The organism is Faecalibacterium sp. Marseille-Q4137 (assembly GCF_017377535.1).
Lineage (GTDB): Bacteria > Bacillota > Clostridia > Oscillospirales > Ruminococcaceae > Faecalibacterium > Faecalibacterium duncaniae.
In genome coordinates, this window is sequence record NZ_JAFREK010000037.1 from 1 (window position 1) to 18,263 (window position 18,263).

Here is an 18,263-nt window from a genome sequence, read left to right on the forward strand (position 1 = left end):
GATCAGGGTCATACGGGTCCGGGTAGTACGGGGTCTCGATGGCCTTGTAGCTGTTGTTGAAGGTGATGCTGCTCACCTTTTCGTCCATCAGGTCGGCCTGTGTGTGCACGGCCATCCGGGCCACCAGCTTGTCGTTGTCCCACACCACGGAAACGCGCAGATAGTACACGGTTTCATCGTAGGTGCCGCGGGTGTTGACACCGGCGCGCTGGCGCACGGTGTAAACGTAATAGCCGGGCTTGGTGTAGTTGATGGGGCCAAAGCTGCCGGTCTCGCCGTCGGTGATCTCCAGAGTGGTCACCTCGGGCAGGGGCGCATTGTCCACAGCCTCAAGTTCCACAGTCAGTGTTTCCTTTGGGAGAGGTGTTTCCCCCGTGGACTGAATGGAAACCGGAAGCTCCTGCAACTGTGTATGCTGGTCAGCCGCGGTGGCCGCAAATGCCGCCGGCTGACACAGGCAGAACCCCAACGCAAGCGTCAGGAGTGCTGCCGCGATTTTACGGAACCTCATTTCATCCTCTCCTTTATGAATCCGACGCGGACGGGATCATCCACGCCAGAAGAATGGTGCGTGCATCGGTAAACTCCGTTGAACAGGTGGACAGGGCCAGCACCTGAGCGTCATCGCCCGCCGCTTTCATGGCGGCCAGCGTTTCGGTGTTCAGGTTCAGGGCGTTCTCCTGCGCAAAGGTGTACAACCCCTGCAGGTCGCTGTCCCAGCGCTGCGGCTGGAAGATCGCGCTCTCAGACGAAGGGACCAGCAGACATGCAAAGGTTTTAAGATCATAGGTGCGGTCGGGCAGGATCAGCTCACCGGTGGTGTTCTCTGCAAAGAACTCTGCGTCCTTGTAGAGATCCAGATCACCGAACATCTTGCTCTCTTCCATGTGGTGACCATACAGCAGAGAGTATGGGTCGGTGAAGTTCTTGTCGCAGTTCACATCCAGAAAGATGCTGCCTGCCAGCGAAAAATCACCGTAGACATCGGTGTTCACATAGGTAAAGTTGTCCTCGCCCTGTACCACAGGGTAGTCGATGGCGGTGTTGTCCAGTGTGACCCACGCGCAGACATCCGGGTTGATGCCCAGCAGCTCCTCAAAGCTTGCGCCGTTATCCGCGCCCGCCTTGGGCTTGAACTGCAAAAGCTCTGCCTGAACATTGTCTGCGGCGGCGTACACCTGCGAGTTGTCCCACAGGGCATAGGCTGAATACGCCCCGGCGACCACCAGGAACAGCACGACCACCGTGCTCACCAGAAAGTCGGCTGCCCTCAACGCTTTTCTCTGCCAGTTGATACAGCCCACCTCCGGTTAAGCATTCTAATTGATTGGTTTTCGGATGGATACGCCCTCTCAGGCGCTGCGCGCCAGCTCTCCCAGAGGGAGAGCCTACGCATCTACACGGTCAGCTGCTGCAATCGGTCGGGCCACTTTTGCCTCTCCCCTTGGGAGAGGTGGCAGTGCGGAGCACTGACGGAGAGGGCGTGGACGCGAGCAATTACTCCTCGTCGCGGCGGCGCTTATTCAGCATCAGGGCCACACCACCAATGGCAACGATGGCCAGCAGTGCAATGTAAGGAGCGTTGTCGAGGATAACGCCGGTGTCGATGGTAGCGCCCTTAGTATTCGTAAATGCAACAGTAGCTGCATCCTTCGTCATAGTCTGCGCATTAGAGGTCAGGCTCGTCGTAGAATTGCCACCATTCACAGAAACCGTAGTCGTGTAGCCCTTAGTGGGATCATTCATATTCGTGTAGTCGTCCTCAGTTACAGTATACTTAACACTCTTGGGAACATTTACAAAATTCAGGGTCTGGCCATTCTTCAGAGTGAACTTAACCTGAGCATTGCCGTCCGCACCGAAGCTAACCGTCTTCGTTTCATCACCCACGGTATAAGTGATACCGGTAGGTGCACTCTCGTTATCAGCTTTTTCAAAGTCAATGGTAAAGCCAAATTCCTTGGTCTTATCACCCAGATTGCCCTCAACAGTTTTGGTAACGGCGATGCTATTTGCAGAGTATGTGTTAGTGAAGGTATCGCTCTTGGCTCCCAGATAATTGCCCTGAGCATCATAACCCTCAGTATGGACAGCAGCCACGCGCAGCTGACCATTAGTGCCATTAACAACACTCACAACCAGTTTGATGCTACCCTCAAAGTAAGAAACACCAGCAAACTTATTGGTAGAAACTTCCTTCAGAGTGTACTCATACACGCCAACTTTCGTGTACTCAGGCAGGGCAATAGTAATGTTGCCAGTAACGCCCTCAGCTGTTGCGGTGCCTGCCTCAAACGTAGCACCAGTGATTGTGCCCAGCTCCGGTGCAGAAGTTGCATCGCCGCTCTTGACTACACCATTACCAACCTGCACCAGAGTAAAAGTCTCTTTTGCATTGCTACCATTGCCTTCCAGCTTATAGACCTTTTTCACAGTAACAGTCTGTGCATCAGAATACTCTTTGCCATCAAGCGTGATGGTGGACCCAGTCGCAAACGCTGCGGTTGCGCCGACGGTGAGCATCATGGCGGCAGCCAGAACGCCCGCGAAGAATTTCTTCAGTTTCATTGTTATTCCTCCCTAGTAAGAAATAGTTCGTACTCCTGTGCCGCGGCCCAAACTCTGCGGTTCACAGGCAGGATGCCGGCAGCTTCTTCCGGCTTCCGTGGTATTACAAACTGCGTCGCCGCAGTAGTGTAATTACTTTTGCTTGCACATCCTCCAGCGGAACCGGGCCAAAGTCCCGGCTGTCCTCGGATTGTGTGCGGTAATCGCCCAGCACAAAAAAGCAGCCCTCCGGCACCGTGTAGGGGTACTCCAGCGCGTCTTTTGCGTAGGTGGGGTAGAGGATCTCGCCGCTCTGCACCGCGCCGTTCACCACAAGGGTGCCGCTGTCGTCCAGAGCCACAAGGTCGCCCTCGCGCCCAAGGATGCGGCCCACCCGGAGCTTGCCGCCCTGGGTGTAGACCACAACGTCGTTTTTTGCATAGGTTTTTTGCAGGCGGTAGCAGATGAGCAGGTCGCCATCCTTTACCGCGGGGAACATGCTGCTGCCCTTGGCCTGCGTGAGCAGGAACACCTGCGTGAACAGCACCCAGGCGCACAGCAGGATCACCACAACGCGGCCCAGCAGGCTGATAAAATCCTGCCGGTTCTCAGCGTCCAGCCTGCGGCGGCGCACCGCCTTTGCCCCCTGCTTCAGGGCTTCATTGTCCAGCGGGTGCATCGGAATGCGCCTCCTTTTGGGGGTCAGAGCTGTCAGATTCCGGATTAAACCTCTCAGTCACGGCTGTCGCCGTGCCAGCTCCCCTAGTAGGGGAGCCCTTGGCAAAACTGTCAACTTTGGTGGGAGCCAGGTTTACGTTCCCGGGTTCACCACTGGCGGCGGTCGTTGTCGTTGCCCTATCAGGGGAGGTGGCAAAGCCGTCAGGCTTTGACGGAGAGGTTTCCAGCAGCACATTGTACCTTGTGCGCTCGGCGCGGATGGCGGCTTCGTACAGGGCGTAAAGCTCTTCCAGCTTCTTCCACATTGCCGCTTCGTCCACGCCGCCCAGCAGCTTTTTACGGAACTTTACCGTTTTGTACCACTGGATGATTGCTTCCTGCTCCGGGCTGATACAGCTTTCCTCTGCACCGGGGAGCCGCTGGGGCGCTTTCTTCTTCGCCATGCGGTCAGCCCCCTTTAGTCATCTTCCTTACGGTGCTTGCGCAGCATCAGCAGGGCCACGCCGCCAGCCACCACAGCAAGGATGACAATGTAAGGCAGGGTGTCGAGGAGGACACCAAGATCAGGCTCGAGAGTTCGATGGTTGGTGAAGTCGATTTGTTTAGCGTCCGTACCAATCGTCACACTTACTTCTCGCCCATTCTCAGGTGTTCCGGAACCAACCACATAGCTGGTCTCGTACTTTTCGCCCTTATAATCGTCCTCTACAACCTTGTACTCGCCACTCGGCAAATTTTTGAAGGTAATCGTAGCACCGTCTTTCAGAGTAAACTTGCCATTACCATCATTCAACCATTGAGCACCATCACTAACCTCGATATTATCCTCAGTGATGTTGTTTACTGGTTTACCATCTTTGGTAATCGTAAAGGTAAAGGCTTTGTTGGTATCGCCAAGTTTACCGGTAACGGTTTTGGTAACAGTCAGGTTTGCGGAAGCAGGCACATACTTTGCGTAGAAGGTTGTATCTGCACTAATGGTATCCTCTGTAAAATTGAACTTGCTTTCAGATGTAAAGTTCTTATCCGTATACCATCCTTCAAATTTATAAACGGTTCCATCCGCTGTTTCTTTTGTTGCCGGGCAATCTGCTTCAGTTTGACCTGCGCGGGGAACATCCGGACGATCGATATTACTCAGCGAAATCGAAGTACTCCCTTCTGGGACAGTAAATGCTCCGCCATAATCACGCACTAGAGCAAAGGTATCTTTACCCACATCCTGAACCATAAACTTGACGTTGATGTGCGTTGTATCATGGAGTACTATCAGACCATCCAGATGGTACGTCATTGTTTTATCATTGACCGACGGAACCGGAGATTTATATACGCCACTCGTGTATGTGTCTTTATATTCCGTTTCATCCGTCCAGTCTCCGTCCTTGCCGTTTTTGCCAGTGTTAGCTCCGCCTACTGCAACCACCTCGTACCATTTAATTGTGTATGTGCCGCCAAAATTCTTCTTCTGTTCATCAGTCATACTACTATCTTTCGGAGCGACCTCATAATAGTAGTCCTTGTAAGAACCATTCTTTTTAATCGGAATCACAGGAAACTGTCCGGAATCAACCAAAATTTCTGTTCCAAGCTTCGTATCAATGGCAGCTGTGTTATAAATTCGGGTACGTTCCTTGTATGTACTCGGATCAACTACATTCGAAATTGTACCAACAGCCATGCCGTTCCACGCTTTATTTTCAACTTTTTCGCCGTAGTAATCACCCGAATAGCCCAAAACCTGCGTGTAAACATAAAGATCGTGAGAAGGTTTCTGATTGCTCTTCACAACTGTAATCTCCAGTTCATCGCCGTTACCTTCCGGTTTCGCATCATTTCCAGTAGCTTTACCATAACGGTGAGCAACCGTCACCTTACCCTCTTGCGTAACCTTTATCCGTACTGTTTTGTAGGAATCTCCTATACCTTTTATCTGACTAACTTCTTCATTGTCACTGTTTATAAATACCGCATTACCGGTAGTCTTGTCCGGATTAAGTCTCCATGTGTGATTGTATGTTGTTTTTCCGTTTTTGCCCCGCAGTGTAATCGTTGCGCCAACTGGAACCTTTGCATCACCCTGAATGCCGCTGATGCTACTGATCGTAGCAATCCCATCATTCACATTCGGGTACTCAACGCCATCGATCTCAATGCTGACGATCTCAATGCCGTCATCATCGAAGTCTTCACTTCCCTGATCCGGATATTCCAGCGCAATCACAAAGGGGCTGAAGCTGGAGGTCTCGAAGGTCAGGGTGCCATTTTCATAGCTGACAACATCCAGTTTTTCCACGGTATTGTCGTCTTTCTGGTGGAGCACCTTCAGTGCATCGGCAGTGAGCGCTCCCGCTTCTTCCATTGCCACAATATCTGGCAGTTTGTCCAGACCAGAAACGGTAACGGTGGCCTTCTGGCCCTTGGCCAGCTGCACCTTCTCGCTGTTGATATCTTCGGGCGTGATCTTCAGGCCCAGAAGGGGCTGCATCCCCTGAAGCTCATTCACGTAGGTATTGCAGAACTCCGTCATGGAATTATCACCCATGTGGGTAACGCTGAGTCTGTGAGTGGCAGAGGGCAGGTTTTTCACTTCTACCGGCAGATTGACGCTCTTCGTGTTGCCGTCCTCGTCCACGTAGGAAGCAGAGGCCTTGGTTTCCAGATCCACAGGCACGGGGTTCTTGTCCACCAGATCCTCGTGATCCACGTCCTCTTCCTCATCGGAGCCCACGGTACCGTCCTTCCATGCGGCGTAGACGTTCACGGTGGTGGTCTTGTCGTCCAGAATGTTGCTGGTGGGGTCGGTGAGGTTCAGGCGCACCCGGTTGCCAAACTCGTCCAGCGTGTACCAGTAGTCAAACTGCCGCAGTTCGCCCTTGGGGTCCCGGTTGGAGGAGGGGTTCTCGATGTAGCTGCTGTAATCCGCAATGGTCTCTGCCCGGGGCACAGCCTGAATAAAGTACAGGTTCCACAGAACCTCACCGTTCCGGGCCAGATACTCGCTCTCCGTCATATTGTTGATCTGTGCCTGAGCGGTAATGTCCTGCAGGTCGTTGGCGTTCAGCTCCTTCAGCCAGAAGCGGTAAACCACCATGTCCTGCAGCTTTTTGATCTCGTCGCCGGAAACGACCACTTTGTCATCAGGCTTTTCCACCACGTCGTCCTCGCCGGACCACTGGGTCTCGGTGCTGGAGCTGGGGTCGGTGCTGGTGCTGGGGCCGTACTCAATGACGGTGCCCCACTCCGTTTCCTTAACGCTGGGGCCGCCTTCGAGGTTGTCCTCGCCGCCCTCTACAGGCCGGGTGGCAACTTCGTCCCCGCCGAAACCGGCAGCTTCACCGCCGTCTACAGGCCGGGTGGCTTCCTCCTCGCCGAAACCGGCAAATTCGTCGTCAGGATAGGATGCCTCGCCGTCATCTACGGGCCGGGAGGCCTCTTGATTAACCTGAGGATCGAGCAGACCCTCCGTTGCAAACACCGGCACAAGGCAGGTGCAGATGACCGCAAGCGCCAGACAAAGCGCAAAAACACGCTTCACCAGCCTATCTTTTTTTCCGTGATGATTTTTCCGCACAGTGGAGCCCTCCCTGCATCATAGTATTTTTGGCAAAACCGGAGGAAAAGATATCCAACTTTTGTCGGTTTTCTTTCCCTTGGCAGGTTATTTTTACCAGACACATCATTATTGTAATTATAGCATGTATATCCAGTATTTTCAATAGTGAAATTTTATTTTCCCTTCCCCTTCTCAGACAAAATATTCTGCGATATACAGCACGTTATGAACCGTCGCAATATCATTGTGGGGAGTAGAACAGTCCGACTTATCCGCACGCCCGCCGCATTGATATATCGCGCAGTTTTGTGTTGTATCTTCGCAGTTTCACTCTCTATAATACATGAAACGCAGATTCCTTTCACTTTTTTTCGAAATTTTTTGAAAAAAGTTTTCGGGGGAGAGGAATAACCCCACCGTCATCCCTTCGGGATGCCACCTGTCCGGGTTGCGGCACCCAGCGTCCACATCGTGCAAAGCACTCGTGTCCTGCTGGCCGCTGCCCCAACAACTCCTCCCTGTTTCCGCCACTGGCGGCGGTCGTCGTTGTTGCCTAGTAGGGGCGGCCTTGGCAAAGAGGTCAGGCTTTGCGAAATGCCAAGGGCCCCCCTACTAGCGGGGGCTGTCACCGCAGGTGACTGGGGGGTTCCCCCACCAAAAAGCGCCCCCATCACTCAAAGGAGCAATGGGGGCGCTTTACCATATTACAATGGGTTCCGCTTACTCAGCCTTGGGGGCTTCGGGAGCCTTTGCTTCCTCAGCCTTTGCGGCGGGCTCTGCCGGAGCGGCAGGAGCGGCAGCGGGCTTCGGAGCCTGCTTCACCACGGGCTTGGGGGGATTCGGATCGTCCTTCAGCGGGAAGAGGATGATGTGCTTGGGGCACTTCTGGGCGCACATGCCACAGCCCTTGCACTTGTCGTAGTCGATGCGGGCCACGCCGTCCACAACGTGGATGGCATCGAACTTACAGGTGCGCTCGCACATGCCGCAGGCAATGCAGGAGGTGGTGCACAGCTTGTTTGCCACAGCACCCTTATCCTGATTGGAGCACATGACCACGGGCTTGCGGGGGCCGCCTGCGTCGATCATAATGACGTGCTTGGGGCAGATATTAGCGCAGGCACCACAGCCGGTGCACTTGTCCTTGTCCACCTTGGCCACGCCGTCCACAATGTGGATGGCATCGAACTTACACACCTTGGTGCAGTCGCCCAGGCCGATGCAGGCAAAGGTACAGGTCTTGGGGCCGCCGTACAGGGTCGCGGCAGCGGCACAGGTCTGGATGCCCTTGTACTCGTAGCTGGGCTTGCAGTGCTCGGAGTTGCCCTGGCACTGAACCACAGCCTTCTTCTCCACAGCGCTTGCCTCACCGCCCATGATCTTGGCAATGGCGGCAGCAGCCTTGGGGCCGCCGGGGGCGCACTTGTCGCAGGGAACGCCGTCCATAACAACGGCCTTTGCGTAGTCGGCACAGCCGGCGTAGCCGCAGCCGCCGCAGTTTGCACCGGCCAGGCAGGCAGAAACTTCTTCAATACGGGGGTCTTCCTCAACCGCCATGAACTTTGCGGCCAGCACCAGAACAACGGCACCGATCGCGCCCACGATGGTACAGAGGATCACAGCAGATACAATATTCATAATCCTGTTCCTCCCTTACAGCGTCACGTTGAACAGGTTTTCGACGAGGCCGCCGAAGCCCATAAAGGACAGGCTGGTGATGGCTGCTGCGATCAGGGTGATGGGCAGGCCCTTGAAGGGTGCCGGGGGATCGCAGGCTTCCACACGCTTGCGCACGCCGCTGAACATGACCATGGCCAGCATAAAGCCGACACCTGCACCCACGGCACAGACCAGAGCCTCAATGTAGGCAGCGGCAAAGCCAAGGGTAGCAACGTCCGCGCCGTAGTCGTCCACGACCAGAATGGTCACGGCCAGCACGCAGCAGTTGGTGGTGATCAGGGGCAGGTAAACGCCCAGAGAATTGTACAGTGCAACAACATACTTCTTCAGGAAGATCTCGATGAACTGCACCAGCACTGCAATGACCAGGATGAACACGATGGTCTGCAGGTAGCCCAGGTCAGCGGGGTTCAAAATGAAGATCTGGATGGGGAAGGTGACAGCCGTTGCCACCAGCATAACAAAGATAACAGCGCCGGACATACCAATGGAGGAATCCAGCTTCTTGGAAACGCCCAGGAACGGGCAGATACCGTAGAACTTCACCAGCACGTAGTTGTTCACCAGGATCATGCTGAAGAAGATCGCAGCAAGTTTGACTAACATCTTATTCTGCCTCCTTCTTCAGGTTGTCGAGGTCGCAGCAGCTCTTGCGCTCGATGCGGGCATCCAGCTTGCCTTCCAGCCAGACGCAGCCGGCCATCAGCACGCCGTAGCAGAAGAATGCGCCGGGAGCCTGGGTCATAATGCTCATCTTGGCCATGCTCTCGGGCAGGACCTGGAAGCCCAGCCAGGTGCCGCTGCCCAGAATCTCACGGATAGAGGCCATCAGCACCACGGTGAGGGTGTAGCCGATGCCCATGCCGATGCCGTCCAGTGCGGAATCCACCACATTGTTCTTGCAGGCAAACATCTCGGCACGGCCCAGAATGATGCAATTGACAACGATCAGGGGCAGGAACACGCCCAGTGCGGTGTACAGGCTGTCCATGTAGGCGTGCATCACCATCTGAACGATGGTCACGAAGCCTGCAATGATGACGATGTAGCAGGGCAGGTGGACTTTCGCGGGGATCACGTTGCGCAGCAGCGAGATCAGGATGTTGGAGCACACCAGCACGAAGGTGAAGGCTGCGCCCATGCCCAGCGCGCTGGAAACTGCCGTGGTAACAGCCAGGCAGGAGCAGGTGCCCAGAACCAGACGCAGAACGGGGTTTTCTTTGATGATGCCGTTGGTAAGGATGCTTACCTTGGACTTGTTTTCGCTTGCCATTTCTTACCAACCTCCTTTATGCCAACTCGTTGTAGCAGTTGATGCAATCGTTGATGGCGGCAAACAGAGCCTTAGAGGAAATGGTTGCGCCGCTGTATGCGTCGTAGCCCTGGCCCAGGGTGATGTTCTGGGTGCCATCCATGCCATCGAACTGAGCAAGGAAGCTGTCGGTGGCAACGTTGCTGCCGATGCCCTTGGTCTGGGTAGAAGCGTCCACCCAGATGCCGGTGACAGTGCCGTTGGTGTCGAAGCCGATGATGACGGACAGGATGCCGCCGTCAAAGCCCTTTTCCTCAGCCTTGATGGCCAGGGAGCCGTCGGTGGCCTTTACAGCACCGGTGATGTTCTCGGTGGTGTAGTCGGTCACTTCCTCCAGATCGGAGGCGCTGGAAACGGTGGGCATCACGTCCACATAGGCAGCCAGCGTTGCGGCCTTCTGGTTTTCTTCAATGATGGGAGCCGTAAAGGAGTTGACCATGGCCAGCAGCAGGCTGACGATCAGTGCGATCACGCTCAGCACAACAACAGGCTTTACACTGGTCTCCCAGGAAGAATTCTTATTCATTTGCCAGCACCCTCCTTTGCTTTCTTTGCAGGCTTAACATAGCCGTAAGGAGTCTGACGGGTCCAATCGTTGATAAAGGGGACCCACAGGTTCATAAACAGCAGCGCGAAGGAAACGCCCTCGGCGTAGCTGCCCCACTGACGGATGGCGAAGGTGACGATGCCCAAGCACAGGCCGTAGATCAGCTTGCCCTTCAGGGTAAAGGGGCTGGTAACATAGTCCGTTGCCATGAACACAGCACCGAACATCAGGCCGCCGGACAGGATGCCGACCAGTGCGCCGTGCAGGCTGCCGGTGGAGATCAGGTAGAAGATAAACATGCTGCCGATGTAAGAAGCGGGGATGGCGATGCTGATGGTCTTGGTGGCCACCAGATAAATCAGGCCCAGCAGGATGGCCAGAGCGCAGGTCTCGCCCAGAACACCGCCGTGCACACCCATGAACAGGTCCAGCAGGCTCAGCTTGCTGGTGTCAGCCACAGCCAGCGGGGTAGCGCTGGACAGCTGGTCAACCGCTGCATCGGGGAACACCCAATTGTTCATGGAACCGGCAAAGCTGATGAACAGCACGATACGGCCGACCAGTGCAGGGTTTGCAAAGTTCATGCCAATGCCGCCGAACAGCTGCTTGACCACGATGATGGCAACCAGGTCGCCGATGATGAGCTGGCCGATGGGCATGCCCACGGGCACGTTCATGGCCAGAATGATGCCGGTGACCACAGCGGACAGGTCGCTGATGGGGTTTGCCTTCTTCAGCAGCTTGCAGTACAGCCACTCAAAGACCACACATGCCACAACGGACACTGCAGTGACCAGCAGGGCACGCGCACCAAAGATGATTGCAGAGGCCACCACACAGGGGCACAGGGCAACGATCACGTTGGCCATCAGGCTCTGGGTCGTTTCCTCACTGCGCAGGTGCGGGGAGGCCGAAACAATAAGCTTCGTATCCATTACTTATTGCCTCCTTTTTTGATTTCACCAAGGTAGAACGCCTTTGCCAGGCCCATCATCTGGGTGCAGGGGCGCTTTGCCGGGCAGACAAAGGTGCAGGAGCCGCAGTTGAAGCAGTAATCAACGTGCAGCTTGCCCAGCTCCTGAACGTCGCGGGCAGCGTAAGCCTGGTTGACCTCCACGGGCTCCAGACCCATGGGGCAGTACTCCACGCAGCGGCCGCAGCGGATGCAGGGGTTGACCTGCGGGGGCTCTGCAGCAGCGGCGCTGAGCATGATCAGGCCGGAAGTGGTCTTGGTGGTGGGGTAGCTCAGGTTCTCCACAGCGGGGCCCATCATGGCACCGCCGGCAACCACCTTGCCCAGCTCCACGCCGCCCTTGATGCCGGCAGCGTTCAGAACATCCTCGTAGGCAGTGCCCACGGGAACGATCAGGTTCTGGGGCTTTGCGCAGGCATCGCCGTCCACGGTGATGCAGCGGCTGACCACCGGCATACCGGTAGCCAGGTACTTGCCCAGGGTAGAAACAGAGGTCACGTTCATCACGATGGCACCTGCATCTGCGGGCAGACCGCCGTGCGGCACCTCGCGGCCCAGGCACTTCTCGATCAGGATCAGCTCCGCGCCGGTGCCGTAAACACTGGGCAGTGCCTTGACCTCGATGGCGGGCTTGTCTTTGGTCTTCTGGTTCAACAGCTCGATGCACTCGGGCTTGTTGTTCTCAATGCCGATGATGCACTTCGGGATGCCGGTGTACTTCAGCACGGCCTCGATACCGCGGACGATATCATCGCTGCAGTTCAGCATCTCCTGCGTGTCGCTGGTCAGCCAGACTTCACACTCGGAAGCGTTGATGAGCAGGGTGTCCACGGTCTGCTTGGGCTGCAGCTTGACATCGGTCGGGAAGCCTGCGCCGCCCAGACCCACCAGGCCGCACTCACGCACGGCTGCCAGGAAGCTGGCCTTGTCGGTGACCTCGGGTGCCTTCACGGCAGGGTCCACGGTCTGCTTGCCATCGGTCTTGATGACCACAGAGTCGCACATCCGGCCATTGGAGAGACGGAAGGGTTCCACAGCGGCCACGGTACCAGAAACACTGGAATGGATATTTGCAGAGACAAAACCGCCTGCTTCACCGATCTTGGTGCCAACAAACACTTCGTCGCCCTTTTTGACCAGGGCTTTCGCCGGAGCGCCGATGTGCTGGCTCATCAGGATGCGTACCTGCGCGGGCAGAGGCATCGGAACTGGTTTGCTTGCAGCGGTTGCCTTGTCATGCGGCGTATGCGCGCCAAGCGCCGCACGTTTCAGCTTGTTCAACATGGAATAAATCCCCCATTCTGCTTGAATTGCCACCCCTGCCCTCATGCGGGCGCACTGCGGCAGGGACAGCAGCTGCTTAACACAGTTATTGTATCATTTTACAGCCGGAAGTTCAACGACAACAGCACCAAAATGATGCAATTTCCTCAATTTTCTTTGCCATTTTTAACGATTAGTCGTATCTAACCAATTGTTTTTTTATTAACAACCACCAACTTCACGCAACTTTACTACCGTTTGCCTTTCTACTGGGATTATGGTATACTGTTGCTAATGACCCTGCGGAACGTCCCCTGCTCCGCATTTGAACGACCGGGCTATGCCCGCCAAGGAGGATCGGATACCATGAAAGTTCTCAAAGCTCTGCTTGCCATCTTCACGTTCTTAGCCGCCGCACTCACCTGCACGCTTCTCTTTGTGCAGGACAGAAACGCCCCCCACTATATTAAGATCTACGAGAACGAGCAGTAAGCAGTTTCTCTGACAGACAAGATCCCCCGGAAAGCGGCCCGCGCCGCCCTCCGGGGGATCTTTATGCTTTATGGTTTTTTCCTCTGTATCGGGGAACGCTCAGTTCACGTCGAACAGGCAGACCGCCTGATAGACAGTGCCGTTAGAAGTGGGAACGTATGCAACGCCGATCTTTTCTGCTAAGTTGAATGCACTGGTATCTTTGAACAGCGAATCATACTTGAAGCTGGTCTTGGAAGCGGGGTTATAATCACTGGTGATGGGACGGTAATCTTTGGTCATGCCAACCACAATCTTCACACTGCCCAGTTCAGCAGTGATCTTACGGTAATTTTCCCAGTAGGTCGTGTTATTGATCTTGTTATTGGTATACTCCAGCCAGTTCTCCAGCAGAGCCTTCGTCACTGCGCTGTACTTTGCACTGTACTCAACCTGGCCCAGACCCTTATTGGCAGCCATGTTATTCACGGTCATCACCACTTCGGGAGTACCGTCCTCCGGCATTATGCTATCCGGGTCGGTGGTGCCACCGTCGCAGGCGGTCAGCATTGCCAGTGCCAGAACACCGGCCAGAACAAGTGCCAGAACTTTTTTGAAACGCTTCATTGCAATGCCTCCTTGATTTTATTTAATCGTTATCTTCACACCCGAGCAGGAATCTTATGTAGGCAAAGGTGCGCTCCTGCCCCAGATCCCGGACCATCAGCAGCAGCTTTTCCAGCAGTGCCCTTGTTTCGGGATGGAGCAGATAGTGATCCTTGCTCTTTTCATAATACTGCCACGGGGATGCGTCGGTGTACTTGTCGCCCAGATAGATCTGACTGGCCGCCACGCGGTCGCAGACCATCTCGCAGACATAGCGCAGGGGCATTTTCATGCCGCCCAGGCCGGATTTGTTGGTTGTGTAGTCGATCCAGTATTCCAGATGGTGCTTGTTGCGGCCCTTATGGTGGAGCCATGCCGAGGAATAGCCCCGGGCGGCGCGCTCTGCCTCGTTGGGGCTGTGGTCGCCCTGATAGTAGATGCAGCCCGGGATGAACTCGGTGGGGCTGTACTTGCTCAGGTCATGGGTCAGGCCCTGCTGATAAAGGCCGCATTCAAAGCAATACTTCATCACCAGCAGTTTATGCCGGGTGATGGTCTCAAAGTGTCCCTTGATGTTCATTGGAGGGTACCTCCCCGGAATCTTACCGTTACCCTGCCCTCTTTCAACCTGCGCAGATCGTCGCTCTCCGAAAAATCCTCCCGGTCACGGGTCAGGTTGGGGTTGTAGTAGGGGTCATCCAGAATGTTTTCCTTGCCGTGGATGGTGTAGAGCCGCTGCTGTTCCGCCGCAAAGCGGGCCGCCTTGACGGGGTCTTTTTCATCCCCGCCCCGGCTCTTGCTCTCATAGTGGATGAGCTCGGCGTAGGGGGTCCAGGCAATGCGGTAGCCCGCATCCCGCACCCGCAGGCAGAAGTCCACATCGTTGAAGGCCACGGCAAACTGCTCGTCCAGCCCGTGCATCTCGTCATAGACGGCGGTCTTTACCAGCAGGCAGGCACCGGTCACACCGGAGAAGTCCTGCACGGTAGAGGTGCGGAACAGATAGCCGCTGCCGCCCTTCTTCTTATACTTGTGGCTGTGGCCCGCGTAGCCGCCCAGACCGGTCACGATCCCGGCGTGCTGGATGGTCTCATCCGGGTACCAGAGCATGGCACCGCAGATCGCCGCACCGCCGGGGTGGGCACACTGCCGGAGCAGCTCCGTGAGCCAGTCGCCGTTTACCACTTCCACATCGTTGTTGAGCAGCAGCAGGTAGTCGCCCTCTGCCGCTTTCCGGCCAAAGTTGTTGATGGCCGAGAAGTTGAAGCCCTTGCCCGGGTAGGTGACCACCTTCAGGCCATCGTACCGCTGCCGGGCCTTCTCGTAATAGGCAAAGGTGGCCGGGTCTGTGGAGTTGTTCTCAATGACGATGACCTCGAACCGATCCCAGGTGGTCTTTTTCCAGATGCTCTGCAGGCACTTTTCCAGATCCTCGGTGTGATCCTTGTTGGGGATGAGGATGCTCACCTTCGGCTCCCCCACAATGTCCCACCTGACCCGATAGGTGCTGGGGTACAGGCCATCCTCTATGGTACCGGTACGGCCGGTGCGCTCCAGATGGTCGGCCAGCGCCTTTTTTGCCGCTTTGGCAACGTATGGCTTGGCATCAGTGCCGCCGGAGGTCGAGCCTTCGTGCACCCGCCAATAGTAGAGCACCTGCGGCACATGGGCCGCGCCGCCCACCTGCTCAATGAGCCGGAGGAAAAGGTCGTGATCCTGACTGCCATCACATTCGGGGCGTTCCCCGCCTACCTGCTCGAACAGCTCCCGCCGGAACACGGCCAGATGGCAGATGTAGTTGCAGCAGAGCAGGTAATCCGGGGCGTAATCGGGCTTGAAGTGGGCCACCAGCGGCTTTTCGATCTTTTTGGTGAAGAGGGCCTCGTCGCTGTACAGGAAGCCGTCCGGCTCCCCTGCCTCACGCAGCTGCCGGATCGCCTGACCCATGGTGTACATGGCGTGGGGCGCAAGGATGTCATCGTGGTCGGCCAGCGCCAGATACTCCCCCGATGCCAGTTCAGCGGCGGCGTTGGTGTTGGCCGCAATGCCCTGGTTTTCGATCTTTTTGTATACGATGTGTTGATATTTTACCTGATATTCCCTTACGATATCCCCCACACTGCTGTGGGCGGCATCGGAGGCATCCGCCAGGCAGAGCTCACCATTGGGGGCGGTCTGGTTCACGAAGGAATCCAGAAACTGCCGCAGAAACACCTCAGGAGTATTATACAACGGTGTCAACACGGAAATCGTCGAAAGTTGGCAGTTTTCAAAATTTTTTCCTGCCATTTCGGCTCTCTGGGCTTCCAGCACCTTTTTGGCGGGCAGGTAGCGGGCCTTTTTGCCAAAGCACCGCCGCCTGACAAAGCCCGCGCCCCGGGCCAGCATGGTGCCCAGACCCTCGTCCTTTGTCAGCTGGACCGCATAGCCTGCCAGCTCTCTGGCACGTTTCAATCGCACATTCATGGCTCAGGCCTCGCCGCGCTGGGTGGCCTTGTAGGCCGCGCAGACTGTCTCGGTATCGCCGTTCATTTTCAGGTGGCCGTGGCTCAGCCATGCCACCTTGCTGCACATCCGCTCGATCTGCTCGATGGAGTGAGAGACCAGAATGACGGTGGTGCCGCCTGCCATCAGCTCCTTCATCCGCTTTTCGCATTTCTGCTGGAACAGGAAGTCGCCCACCGAGAGCACCTCATCCGCGATCAGGATATCGGGCTTGGTGATGGTGGCAATGGCAAAGCCGATGCGGGCCACCATGCCGGAGGAGTAGTTTTTCAGCGGCACATCCAGAAAGTTCTGCAGCTCGCTGAACTCCACGATCTCGTCGAACTTCTCGTCCAGATACTTGGGCGAGAACCCCAGCACCGTGCCGTTGAGGTAGATGTTCTCCCGGGCGGTCAGGTCCATATCAAAGCCCGCACCCAGCTCGATGAGCGGGGCGATGGTACCGTTGACGGTGACCTTGCCCTTGGTGGGCTTGTACACGCCCGCAATGGTCTTGAGCAGGGTGGATTTGCCCGAGCCGTTCAGGCCCACCAGACCGTAAAAATCGCCGGGCATGATGTCCAGGCTCACGTCCTTCAGGGCGTAAAACTCGTCGTACTGCAGGCGGCCCTGCACCATGGCCAGCAGATATTCCTTCAGGCTCTCGTGCTTTTCGGTGGAGAGGTTGAAGCACATGGACACGTTGTCCACTTTGATGATCGGTTCCATTCTTCTCCCCTCCTTAAATATGCAGCACAAAACGATCCTGCGTTTTGCGGAACATGTGCACGCCCACCCACATGGAGACCACTGCGCAGATGCCGCAGACCGCAAACATGTTGAGGTCCAGCGGGATGCCCCACATCAGGGTGCGGCGGAAGCCGGTGATATACCAGTACATGGGGTTCAGCTTGATGATCTGCTGCATGTTGAACCCGCCGATGGAAAAGGTCATCTGGGTGGGGTCATAGAAGATGGCGGAGAAGTAGAGCAGCGCCGTGATGAACACGCTCCAGATGTGCATGATGTCCCGGAAGAACACCGTTGCCGCCGCCAGGAACAGGCCCACCCCCAGGCTGAAGAAGAAGAGGGTGATGAGCGGGTAGAGCGCTTCCAGAAGGGTCAGGTGGAAGGGCGCGCCGGTAAAGATCATCACCAGCAGCAGGGCCACAAAGCTGAACACGCAGTTCACCATGGCAAAGCAGCACTTTTCCAGCGGGAAGATATACTTGGGGATATACACCTTTTTCAGCAGGGGGGCGGCGCTGAGCACGCTGCTCATGCTGGAGGAGGTGGCTTCGTTGAAGAAGTTGAAGAGCAGCTGACCGCACATCAGGAACACCGGGAAGTTGTCGATGCCGCTGCCCCGCATATCCATCAGGCTGCTGAACACCGCCCAGTAGACCAGGCACATCAGCAGGGGGTTCAGCACGCTCCACAGTACACCCAGCACGCTGCGGCGGTATTTCAGCTTGAAATCACGGCTGACCAGATTCCACAGCAGATAGCGGTAGCGCCAGAAGCCGTTGAACATTCCTTTCAGTTTCGCCACGGGCTATCACCACTTTTCAAAGAATTCAAACTTCTGGGCTGCAAAGGGCTCATGCAGCTTGTCCTTTGCGCTGGTCTTGTGCTCACAGCCGCAGTCGGGCCACTGCACGTTCACGGTGGGGTCATCGTAGGGGATGCCGCCCTCGCTGGTGGGGTCATAGACATCGGTGCACTTGTAGCAGAACTCGGCCACATCGCTCAGCACCAGGAAGCCGTGGGCAAAGCCCTCGGGGATATAGAACATCTTCTTGTTCTCCTCGCTCAGGGTCACGCCCACCCACTTGCCAAAGGTGGCGCTGCGGGGGCGGCAGTCCACGGCAACATCATAGACCTCGCCCTTGGTCACACGCACCAGCTTGCCCTGGGTGTGATTCTTCTGGAAATGCAGGCCGCGCAGCACGCCGCGGGTGGAGCGGCTCTGGTTGTCCTGCACGAACTCCTTGTCGATGCCGGCGGCAGCAAACTGATCCTTCTGGTAGGTCTCCATGAAATAACCGCGGTCATCACCGAACACCTGCGGCTCAATGACCACAACACCAGGGATCTCGGTCTCAGTAAACGTAAACTTGCCCATATTTCTTTTTCCTCTCTGTTT

At 56.1% G+C, this 18,263-nt stretch carries 19 protein-coding genes; 1 reads left to right on the forward strand and 18 read right to left on the reverse strand.

Going from position 1 to position 18,263, the window contains the following annotated elements:
• The 12 genes from J3353_RS12720 to rsxC all read right to left on the reverse strand — a co-directional run.
• Nucleotides 1–511, reverse strand: a 511-nt coding sequence (locus J3353_RS12720; protein ID WP_304999673.1) for a Spy0128 family protein, incomplete at its 3' end; no start/stop codon positions are given.
• Between the two features lie 13 nt (nt 512–524).
• A complete protein-coding gene (srtB, locus tag J3353_RS12725) occupies nt 525–1,274 on the reverse strand; it encodes a class B sortase (protein WP_242699416.1) in 750 nt (249 codons plus the stop codon).
• A 223-nt stretch (nt 1,275–1,497) separates the two neighbouring features.
• Nucleotides 1,498–2,568: a QVPTGV class sortase B protein-sorting domain-containing protein gene (locus J3353_RS12730; RefSeq protein WP_207684991.1), complete on the reverse strand. Its 1,071-nt coding sequence runs from the start codon at nt 2,566–2,568 to the stop codon at nt 1,498–1,500.
• A 103-nt stretch (nt 2,569–2,671) separates the two neighbouring features.
• A complete protein-coding gene (lepB, locus tag J3353_RS12735; protein WP_207684992.1) occupies nt 2,672–3,226 on the reverse strand; it encodes a signal peptidase I in 555 nt (184 codons plus the stop codon).
• A complete protein-coding gene (locus J3353_RS12740) occupies nt 3,207–3,668 on the reverse strand; it encodes a hypothetical protein (protein WP_207684993.1) in 462 nt (153 codons plus the stop codon). The genes lepB and J3353_RS12740 overlap by 20 nt, the downstream gene beginning before the upstream one ends.
• A gap of 14 nt (nt 3,669–3,682) precedes the next feature.
• A complete protein-coding gene (locus J3353_RS16615) occupies nt 3,683–6,799 on the reverse strand; it encodes an InlB B-repeat-containing protein (protein ID WP_207684994.1) in 3,117 nt (1,038 codons plus the stop codon).
• 702 nt (nt 6,800–7,501) lie between these two features.
• Nucleotides 7,502–8,419: an RnfABCDGE type electron transport complex subunit B gene (locus J3353_RS12750; RefSeq protein ID WP_097786499.1), complete on the reverse strand. Its 918-nt coding sequence runs from the start codon at nt 8,417–8,419 to the stop codon at nt 7,502–7,504.
• 15 nt (nt 8,420–8,434) lie between these two features.
• On the reverse strand, nt 8,435–9,067 hold the full coding sequence (locus J3353_RS12755; RefSeq protein WP_005935153.1) for an electron transport complex protein RnfA: 633 nt from the start codon (nt 9,065–9,067) through the stop codon (nt 8,435–8,437).
• Between the two features lies 1 nt (nt 9,068).
• Nucleotides 9,069–9,734, reverse strand: coding sequence for an electron transport complex subunit RsxE (rsxE, locus tag J3353_RS12760; RefSeq protein WP_005935151.1), 666 nt, complete (start codon nt 9,732–9,734; stop codon nt 9,069–9,071).
• Between the two features lie 16 nt (nt 9,735–9,750).
• On the reverse strand, nt 9,751–10,299 hold the full coding sequence (locus tag J3353_RS12765; RefSeq protein WP_117505929.1) for an FMN-binding protein: 549 nt from the start codon (nt 10,297–10,299) through the stop codon (nt 9,751–9,753).
• Nucleotides 10,296–11,255 (reverse strand): RnfABCDGE type electron transport complex subunit D, encoded by a 960-nt coding sequence (locus tag J3353_RS12770; protein WP_207684995.1) that lies wholly within the window; start codon nt 11,253–11,255, stop codon nt 10,296–10,298. Before J3353_RS12770 ends, J3353_RS12765 begins: the two co-directional genes overlap by 4 nt.
• The gene (gene rsxC, locus J3353_RS12775; protein WP_227622398.1) at nt 11,255–12,577 is read right to left on the reverse strand and encodes an electron transport complex subunit RsxC; all 1,323 of its coding nucleotides are present in this window, start codon (nt 12,575–12,577) and stop codon (nt 11,255–11,257) included. Before rsxC ends, J3353_RS12770 begins: the two co-directional genes overlap by 1 nt.
• A 345-nt stretch (nt 12,578–12,922) precedes the next feature.
• On the opposite strand from rsxC, the gene J3353_RS16505 reads away from it, so the two are divergent.
• Nucleotides 12,923–13,048 (forward strand): hypothetical protein, encoded by a 126-nt coding sequence (locus tag J3353_RS16505; protein ID WP_005935143.1) that lies wholly within the window; start codon nt 12,923–12,925, stop codon nt 13,046–13,048.
• Nucleotides 13,049–13,147: 99 nt separating this feature from the next.
• On the opposite strand, the gene J3353_RS12780 is transcribed toward J3353_RS16505, so the two are convergent.
• The 6 genes from J3353_RS12780 to rfbC are packed head-to-tail and all read right to left on the reverse strand — an operon-like array spanning nt 13,148 to nt 18,242.
• Nucleotides 13,148–13,654 carry a hypothetical protein gene (locus tag J3353_RS12780; RefSeq protein WP_005935141.1) on the reverse strand — a complete coding sequence of 169 codons (507 nt, stop codon included), beginning with the start codon at nt 13,652–13,654 and terminating at the stop codon, nt 13,148–13,150.
• A 22-nt stretch (nt 13,655–13,676) separates the two neighbouring features.
• Nucleotides 13,677–14,213 (reverse strand): DUF5662 family protein, encoded by a 537-nt coding sequence (locus J3353_RS12785; protein WP_097773294.1) that lies wholly within the window; start codon nt 14,211–14,213, stop codon nt 13,677–13,679.
• Complete coding sequence (locus tag J3353_RS12790; RefSeq protein WP_207684996.1) at nt 14,210–16,099, reverse strand: glycosyltransferase family 2 protein; 1,890 nt, start codon at nt 16,097–16,099, stop codon at nt 14,210–14,212. The genes J3353_RS12785 and J3353_RS12790 overlap by 4 nt, the downstream gene beginning before the upstream one ends.
• 3 nt (nt 16,100–16,102) lie before the next feature.
• Nucleotides 16,103–16,846 carry an ABC transporter ATP-binding protein gene (locus J3353_RS12795; protein ID WP_005935135.1) on the reverse strand — a complete coding sequence of 248 codons (744 nt, stop codon included), beginning with the start codon at nt 16,844–16,846 and terminating at the stop codon, nt 16,103–16,105.
• A 13-nt stretch (nt 16,847–16,859) separates the two neighbouring features.
• Entirely contained in the window at nt 16,860–17,669 is an 810-nt protein-coding gene (locus tag J3353_RS12800; RefSeq protein WP_223384331.1) for an ABC transporter permease, read from the reverse strand.
• A gap of 6 nt (nt 17,670–17,675) precedes the next feature.
• Nucleotides 17,676–18,242 carry a dTDP-4-dehydrorhamnose 3,5-epimerase gene (rfbC, locus tag J3353_RS12805; protein WP_156071419.1) on the reverse strand — a complete coding sequence of 189 codons (567 nt, stop codon included), beginning with the start codon at nt 18,240–18,242 and terminating at the stop codon, nt 17,676–17,678.
• Nucleotides 18,243–18,263 lie beyond the last annotated feature (21 nt).

Coding starts and splice junctions, on each gene's coding strand:
- rsxC (WP_227622398.1), bottom strand. CDS start 12,577: ATGTTGAACAAGCTGAAACGTGCGGCGCTTGGCGCGCATACGCCGCAT.
- J3353_RS12790 (WP_207684996.1), bottom strand. CDS start 16,099: ATGAATGTGCGATTGAAACGTGCCAGAGAGCTGGCAGGCTATGCGGTC.
- lepB (WP_207684992.1), bottom strand. CDS start 3,226: ATGCACCCGCTGGACAATGAAGCCCTGAAGCAGGGGGCAAAGGCGGTG.
- J3353_RS12785 (WP_097773294.1), bottom strand. CDS start 14,213: ATGAACATCAAGGGACACTTTGAGACCATCACCCGGCATAAACTGCTG.
- J3353_RS12795 (WP_005935135.1), bottom strand. CDS start 16,846: ATGGAACCGATCATCAAAGTGGACAACGTGTCCATGTGCTTCAACCTC.
- J3353_RS16505 (WP_005935143.1), top strand. CDS start 12,923: ATGAAAGTTCTCAAAGCTCTGCTTGCCATCTTCACGTTCTTAGCCGCC.
- J3353_RS12750 (WP_097786499.1), bottom strand. CDS start 8,419: ATGAATATTGTATCTGCTGTGATCCTCTGTACCATCGTGGGCGCGATC.
- J3353_RS12770 (WP_207684995.1), bottom strand. CDS start 11,255: ATGGATACGAAGCTTATTGTTTCGGCCTCCCCGCACCTGCGCAGTGAG.
- J3353_RS12765 (WP_117505929.1), bottom strand. CDS start 10,299: ATGAATAAGAATTCTTCCTGGGAGACCAGTGTAAAGCCTGTTGTTGTG.
- rfbC (WP_156071419.1), bottom strand. CDS start 18,242: ATGGGCAAGTTTACGTTTACTGAGACCGAGATCCCTGGTGTTGTGGTC.
- J3353_RS12755 (WP_005935153.1), bottom strand. CDS start 9,067: ATGTTAGTCAAACTTGCTGCGATCTTCTTCAGCATGATCCTGGTGAAC.
- J3353_RS12730 (WP_207684991.1), bottom strand. CDS start 2,568: ATGAAACTGAAGAAATTCTTCGCGGGCGTTCTGGCTGCCGCCATGATG.
- J3353_RS12740 (WP_207684993.1), bottom strand. CDS start 3,668: ATGGCGAAGAAGAAAGCGCCCCAGCGGCTCCCCGGTGCAGAGGAAAGC.
- J3353_RS12780 (WP_005935141.1), bottom strand. CDS start 13,654: ATGAAGCGTTTCAAAAAAGTTCTGGCACTTGTTCTGGCCGGTGTTCTG.
- rsxE (WP_005935151.1), bottom strand. CDS start 9,734: ATGGCAAGCGAAAACAAGTCCAAGGTAAGCATCCTTACCAACGGCATC.